This is a genomic window from Pseudomonas sp. (assembly GCF_049590575.1).
Lineage (GTDB): Bacteria > Pseudomonadota > Gammaproteobacteria > Pseudomonadales > Pseudomonadaceae > Aquipseudomonas.
On sequence record NZ_JBAWDE010000300.1, the window covers coordinates 1 to 6,546 of the forward strand.

At 62.2% G+C, this 6,546-nt stretch carries 9 protein-coding genes; all 9 read left to right on the plus strand.

Annotated features, from left to right (window positions below; all coding sequences use genetic code 11):
- On the plus strand, nucleotides 1–275 hold a 275-nt coding region (locus tag WBR57_RS20950; protein WP_424086218.1), incomplete at its 5' end, for a glycoside hydrolase family protein.
- 2 nt (nucleotides 276–277) lie between these two features.
- The gene (locus WBR57_RS20955) at nucleotides 278–730 is read left to right on the plus strand and encodes a lysis system i-spanin subunit Rz (protein ID WP_424086231.1); all 453 of its coding nucleotides are present in this window, start codon (nucleotides 278–280) and stop codon (nucleotides 728–730) included.
- A gap of 41 nt (nucleotides 731–771) precedes the next feature.
- Nucleotides 772–1,065: a putative phage tail assembly chaperone gene (locus WBR57_RS20960; protein ID WP_116626009.1), complete on the plus strand. Its 294-nt coding sequence runs from the start codon at nucleotides 772–774 to the stop codon at nucleotides 1,063–1,065.
- Between the two features lie 20 nt (nucleotides 1,066–1,085).
- Nucleotides 1,086–1,229, plus strand: a complete 144-nt coding sequence (locus WBR57_RS20965; RefSeq protein ID WP_424086221.1) for a DUF6890 family protein — start codon at nucleotides 1,086–1,088, stop codon at nucleotides 1,227–1,229.
- Between the two features lie 7 nt (nucleotides 1,230–1,236).
- Complete coding sequence (locus tag WBR57_RS20970; protein WP_424086223.1) at nucleotides 1,237–3,222, plus strand: phage tail tape measure protein; 1,986 nt, start codon at nucleotides 1,237–1,239, stop codon at nucleotides 3,220–3,222.
- A complete protein-coding gene (locus WBR57_RS20975) occupies nucleotides 3,219–3,536 on the plus strand; it encodes a DUF2590 family protein (RefSeq protein WP_078834470.1) in 318 nt (105 codons plus the stop codon). Before WBR57_RS20970 ends, WBR57_RS20975 begins: the two co-directional genes overlap by 4 nt.
- On the plus strand, nucleotides 3,533–4,708 hold the full coding sequence (locus WBR57_RS20980; protein ID WP_424086225.1) for a baseplate J/gp47 family protein: 1,176 nt from the start codon (nucleotides 3,533–3,535) through the stop codon (nucleotides 4,706–4,708). The genes WBR57_RS20975 and WBR57_RS20980 overlap by 4 nt, the downstream gene beginning before the upstream one ends.
- Nucleotides 4,701–5,225, plus strand: coding sequence for a phage tail protein (locus tag WBR57_RS20985; RefSeq protein WP_424086227.1), 525 nt, complete (start codon nucleotides 4,701–4,703; stop codon nucleotides 5,223–5,225). The genes WBR57_RS20980 and WBR57_RS20985 overlap by 8 nt, the downstream gene beginning before the upstream one ends.
- 8 nt (nucleotides 5,226–5,233) lie before the next feature.
- Nucleotides 5,234–6,546 (plus strand): phage tail protein (locus tag WBR57_RS20990; protein ID WP_424086229.1); only part of this gene is annotated, 1,313 nt, incomplete at its 3' end.

Here is a 6,546-nt window from a genome sequence, read left to right on the forward strand (position 1 = left end):
ACTGCCTGACCAACCCGGCGATCGGGCAGAAGACCTTCGACGCGCTGAGTAGTCATGGCCACAACTTCGGCGTGCCCAGCACGTGCGCCAGTCGCGCCGTAGGCCTGATCAACGCCGGCAGGATTGCAGAAGGCTGCAAGGCGTTGGCATGGGGCCCCGATGGCAAGAGCCCGGTGTGGTCGTCGGTTACCGATGCCCAGGGCCGCAAGCGTTTCGTGCCAGGGCTGCATGCGCGCCGGCGGGCAGAAGCCGCGATGTGTGCACAAGGCCTATGAATATGCGCGATGCGCTCTTCCTACTGCTGTTTTGCCTGTTGGTTTGGGCTGGCTATGAACGTGTTGCTGGCCAGCGCGACCAGGCACGGGGCGAGCGCGACAGTGCTTTGTTCGAAGTGACGGGCCTTCGTGAAGCCGCCCGCGTCAGCGGCGAGATGTTGGCAGACCGTGACGCAATAGACCTTAAACGAACCCTGGAGCTGGACCATGAACGTGCTTCAAACCTTGAGCTGCAGCGCGCTGTTGACGGTCGCCGTCAGCGGCTGCGCGTCAACGCCACCTGCAGCGCCGCCGGCACCGAAAAAGCCAGCGCCGGCGGCCTGGTTGATGCAACCACCGCCGAACTCGCAGCAAACGCTCGACCGGATTATTTCACCCTCAGAGATCAGCTTGCCCGCAGCAAGCAAATGATCCTGGGCCTGCAGGACTACGTGCACCAGGTCTGCCTGCGCTGACCTGAACCCACTTCAAACCAACCACCACAACGGATACGAACATGAGCCAGACCCAAGCCCGCGATATCACCCTGGAAATCGGCACTCAGGAATTCACTTTCACCCTGACCCCCCAGGACGTGACCAAGTATTTCAACGCCATGACCGCCAACAACAAGGTGGCGCCGTCCTTCAACCTGCTGAGCAGCACCGTGCTGCCGGCTGAAAAAGCCGCTCTACGCGAGCTGATGGCCAACCCGGTGAACACCATGCAAATCGCCGGCGCGCTCCTTGAGGAATACGCGCCTGACGTCGGGATCATCGTAAAAAAGCCCTTGAGTACGCTGAGCGCCTGACCGAGGACGGGCTGGGCCAGTTGCTGGCCCTGACCAACCGTTGGCTGCCTGATGCCGAGCCCAGCATCGAGAACATGGGCACGGCCAAGTGGCTGGAAGACGAACACTGGAAGCGCATGGAATTTGCCGTAGCAAACGGCATTGCCCATGCGTTGAACGGATAGGAACCACATGGCCGATCGTAGCGCCCGCCTGGACTTCATCCTCGCCCTGACCGACAAGGTGACTGCACCTTTGGGCAAGGTGAAGATGGGCTTTTCCGAGCTGACCGAGCAAAGCGAAAAGAACATCAAGACCATGGGTATGGGCCTGGCCGGTGTGACGGGCGCTTTCGTCGGCATCAACCAATCGCTGCAGCCTGCACTGGAGATGAACCGCGCCCTGGGCGAGGTCAAATCCTTGGGCGTCGCCGAAGACGCGCTGACCGCGCTGAATCAGAAAGCCCTAGAGTTTTCGGTGAACTATGGCGAGAACGCCCGGGATTTTGTGGCGTCGGCCTACAGCATTGAGGGCGCTATCAAGGGCCTCACCGGCAGCCAGCTGGCCACCTTCACCAACACCAGCAACCTTTTGGCCAAGGCCACCAAGTCCGACGCCGACACCATGGGCGCCTACGTGGGCACCATGTACAACCTGTTCAAAGGCCAGGCAGACGCCATGGGCAAGGGCGAATGGGTTGAAAAACTCGGCGGGCAGACCGCCCTGGCCGTGCAGCTGTTCCGCACCGACGGCGCCCAGCTCAAGGACGCCTTTAAGGAAGTCGGCTCGATCGCGACCGCTGCCGGCGTCGATATCGCCGAGCAGTTCGCGGTGATCGGCTCGTTGAGTAGCACCATGGAAGGCGGCGACGCCGGCGGGCGCTACAAGGCGTTCTTTGAAAACCTGGGCGCCGCGTCCGAAAAAATGGGGATGAAGTTCACCGACTCCAACGGCAAAGCGCTGCCCATGCTGCAGATCATGGACAAGCTGCAGGGCAAGCTGGGTGATCTGACCAGCGCGTCGGCCAGCGCCAAGCTTATGGACGCGTTTGGCGGGGAGGGCGCCCAGGTGATCAGTTCCCTGGCCAAGGACACCGACCGCTTGCGCAACGGCATGGACAAGCTGGGCAAAGTGCGTGGTCTTGAGGACGCGAAGAACATGGCCATGTCGATGGTCGACCCCTGGCAACAGTTCGCGGCCGCGATCGAGGGGCTGCGCATTGCCTTCGGCCAGGCGCTCATTCCGATCCTGACCCCGCTGATGGCCAAGCTGTCCGGCATCGCCGGCACCATGACCCGTTGGACGCAGATGTTCCCCAACATCACCCGGGTGATAGGCATTGTCACGCTGACGATCCTGGCCCTGATTGCCGTCATGTCCCTGCTGACCTTCGCCGTCGGCGCCGGCCGTATGGCGTGGTTGGCCATGGTGACGGTCTGGAAAGTGGTGCAGATGATCAGCCTGCGAACCACAGCGGTATTCCTGCTGCAAAAGGCTTTCATGCTGGGTTACATCACCGTGGTGTACGGCCTGACTGCGGTGCTGGGCCTGGTTCGCGGCGTGATGCTCATGTGGCAGGGCGCGATTTGGCTGGTCAACGCCGCGCTGCTGGCCAACCCGGTGGTGTGGATCGTGATCGGCGTGATGGCCCTGGTCGCGGCGGTGATAGCCGCCGTCGTGTACTGGAACCAGTGGACGGACGCGTTGATGAACAGCGAAGCGTTCAAGTGGGTCAGCGACCAGTTGACCGCATTGTCGGACTGGTTCGCGTCGATGGGCGGCTGGTCCGGGATGGCCAAGGCCACGTGGGACGGCATCGTCGCGATCTTCCACAAGGCCATCAACGGCCTGATCGAGATGCTCAACAAAATCCCGGGCGTCGACATTGAAACCCGCTTTGGCGCTATGCCCGAGGTGCCCGGTACCGACATCGGCGTGAACAACGTGGACGCCACTGCAGCTGCGCAAAAGGCCCAGCAAACCATCAACGCGGCCATACCAAGCCTGTCGCCGGCGCGGCCTAACGCCGTGCCCCAGGGCGGGCTGCTGACCAGCATCCAGAACAACAACAGCAGCCAGAACAAAGGCATGCACGTGGAGAAAGTCGAAATCCACAACAGCAAGCCTATGACGTCCCTGGAGATGGAAAACATGGTCGCCATGTCGGTGGGCGGATGAGCGAGTACATCGATCTGCTGATTGCCGGCAATGACCTGGTGCTGGACCCGTCGCGTCAGCCGCTGCTGATCGATGACCGGGCCAGCATCGCCCAGGACATCGCTCACATGATCCGCGACAGCGGCCTGCTGGTCACCCTGGTGGCCGAGCGCGATCGGCTTAAGCAGCGCGACTGTATCCAGCAACTGGAACTGTTGGTGGAGGCTGATGAGCGCCTGGTGCCGGGCACCGCGCAGATCACCCAGCTGCAGCCTGGCCAGTACCTGGTCACGGCGACAACCCTGAAATTCGGCAACATCGAGGTGGATTTGTGAGCGACGTAGATTTTAAGCAGGCGTTGGCCGACGCCGGCATTCCCACGACCGAGGCGGGGCTCCTGCAGGCGTGGGAAAAGGAAGTGACCGCCCAGGGCAGCAAGCTGAGCAACACCAGCGCCTATTCGCCGTTCTGGCGGGTGGTGCGTGCCCTGGTGACCAAGCCGGTGATGTGGATTCTGGATTTCTTCGTGGCCACGGTCCTGCCCAACTTTTTCGTCAAAACTGCTGCAGGGGCTTGGCTCGATATGCTGGCCTGGGCGGTGAACGTCGAGCGCAAAGGGGCGACCAAGGCCAAGGGCTTTTTGCTGTTCACCCGCGAAGCCGCCGGCGGCGTCCTGGAAGTCCCGGCCGGGACACTGGTGCAGTCCGCGTCGATCAATGGCCATATCTACCAGGTGATGACCACCGCCGTGGGCGTATTCGCTGATGGGCTGATGCAGCTGCAGATCCCGGTCGAGGCGATCGACACCGGCGCCGGCTTCAACTTGGCCCCGGGTTATTACGCGATCCTGCCGGTGCCGGTGCCGGGCATTGCCCAGGTGGTGAACAGCGACGGTTGGTTGACCACACCAGGTGCAGATCCTGAACCCAATGACGAGCTGCGCCTGCGCACCCGCAACCAGTTTTCAGCGGTCAACCAGTGGCACACCGACGCGGTATATCGGGCAATGATTTCGTCCTTCCCGGGCGTGCGCCCTGATGGCGTGTATTTCGAACATGACGCCCCGCGTGGCCCAGGCAGTGCCAATGCCTTTGTTCTGTTTGAGGCAGATGTACCGGCGGCGCCGTACCTGGAACAAATCAACGCGCATATCCGCGACCAGGGCAACCACGGCCACGGCGACGACCTGTTGGTGATGGTCATGCCCGAAACCCTGCACACGGTGCAGTTGGAGATCTGGCCGCGCTCCACGCTGACGATCGAGCAACGGGAAAACCTCAAAGACAACGCCGCGCTGTTCGTGCGCGCCGCCTTTCGCGACAGCACGGCCACCGACTTCCAGCCGACGCTGACCTACCCCCAGTCGCGGTTTTCATTTAGCCGGCTGGGCGAAGAACTTCACCAGCAGTTTGCCGGCATTGAGTCGTTGCGCTTTGCCACGGCCGACATCATCAGCGAGCTGAACATCCCGCGGATCCAGACCTTGGAGGTGCAGCTGCATGATTAAGCTTGAACTGCCGTTCTGGCTGGACGGGACCGAGCTGGCCAAGCTCAAGGCAGCGGCCCAGTCCTGGTGGACGAGGGTGGAAGGCTGGCTGCGCTGGCCACTGCTGCAGATGGACGCGGATACCTGCCACCTCACCGTGCTGGACCTGTTGGCCTGGCAGCGCGATATCACCCGCTTCAAGGGCGAGCCCGAGGGTTTGTATCGCCTGCGAGTCAAGTACGCCTTCATTAACGCCGTCGACGCCGGCAGCACGGCAGGCCTGCAGCGCATCTTTATGCGCCTTGGCGTGGGCTTTGTGCAGATCGAAGAACGCCAGCCTGGGCGGGATTGGGACGTCATTTTGCTGCGCGTCACCAATTCCCAGCTCGCCGATAACCCGGAGCTTGTACGCGTGCTGATCCAGCAATACGGGCGCACCTGTCGCCGGTATGACTTTCTGATCATCACCGCTGTGCCAATGGCTCTCGCCACCATCCATTTCAACGATGACCAGCAAACGCTGATCGCCAGCCTGTAGGAGTCCCAATGGGCGCCAGTATTACCCTTGCCGGTGAAGACCTGATCGCACGCAAACAAGCCGCTCAGCAAAGCCTGGTGGTGTCGCGCTTTGTCTTCGCCAATGTTCCAGGGCTTGACCCTACCAAGCCGGTCGACCGTGCAGCGGCCAAACCCGCTGCGGGCCAGATCGTCTACGTTCACCCGATCGGCGCCGATGAGGGCGGGTATGTGAACCCCAGCCAGGTCGTGTACAGCGCCCAAATTGGTTCCGATGTTGGTGATTGGGACTTTAACTGGATCGGCCTGGAAACCGAGGAAGGCGTGCTGTTTGCGGTGGCCACGGTCGCCTTGCAGCAAAAGCGCCGCAACATTCCGCCCGTCCAGGTCGGCAACAACCTGACCCGCAACTTTCTGGTGGTGTTTGACGGTGCCCAGGCGCTGACCGGTATCACCATCGACGCCAGTACCTGGCAGCACGACTTCACCCTGCGCATGGCCGGGATTGATGAGCGCGAGCGCTTGAGCAATCGGGACGTGTTCGGCCGGGCGTGTTTCTTTGGCAGCAGCCTGCGGCTGGAGAAAGTCGACGGGGGCTATCAGCTCAAGCCGGGGACCGCCTATATCGAAGGTATCCGCTTGGCGCCGGCCGAACCGTTCCCTGTCGCGCCGCCTGAATTCCCCGCCACGGCCTGGCTGGACGTCTGCCTGCAGCGTGAGTTGAATGACGTGGTCGCGTCCTGGTCCGTCGTGTGGGGAGCTGATGAAGCTGACTACGTGGATAGCCTGGGCGTGCGCCACTACCGCGAAAAAATTGCCACGCTGACCAGTAGCACAAGCATCACGGATGCCCGCTCGGTTGAGCCTGTCACCGGGCCACTGGTGGGCATGTTCGCCTTTCGCGCCGGCGACTATGAGCACTTGCGAGCCCGAGCAACGACCAAGGACGACGTGGGCCTGGGCGTGTTGCCCAACGCGAAGAGCGACGACCCGACCGTCAACGACAGCGAGATCTTGGCGACTACAGCGGCTGTGAACGCGGCCATGGTTCAAGTCGTGAACCCCCTGGCCGGGATGATTGCAGCCTTTGCCCGCAGCACTGCCCCTTATGGCTGGCTCAAGGCCAACGGCGCCGCTGTCAGCCGTACCACCTTTGCCGACCTATTCACCGCGATCGGCACGACGTTTGGCGAGGGCGACGGGGTGGACACGTTCAACTTGCCCGACATGCGCGGCGAATTTATCCGTGGCCTGGATGAAAGCCGGGGCGTTGACCCAGGCCGTGGTCTTGGCAGTGGCCAGGCCAGCCAGAACTTGCTGCACAGCCACACCGCGACGACCAG

Bases quoted from the DNA above. Each gene is read 5' to 3' on its own strand.
- WBR57_RS20955 (WP_424086231.1), top strand. From the start codon at position 278: ATGCGCGATGCGCTCTTCCTACTGCTGTTTTGCCTGTTGGTTTGGGCT.
- WBR57_RS20960 (WP_116626009.1), top strand. From the start codon at position 772: ATGAGCCAGACCCAAGCCCGCGATATCACCCTGGAAATCGGCACTCAG.
- WBR57_RS20970 (WP_424086223.1), top strand. From the start codon at position 1,237: ATGGCCGATCGTAGCGCCCGCCTGGACTTCATCCTCGCCCTGACCGAC.
- WBR57_RS20975 (WP_078834470.1), top strand. From the start codon at position 3,219: ATGAGCGAGTACATCGATCTGCTGATTGCCGGCAATGACCTGGTGCTG.
- WBR57_RS20985 (WP_424086227.1), top strand. From the start codon at position 4,701: ATGATTAAGCTTGAACTGCCGTTCTGGCTGGACGGGACCGAGCTGGCC.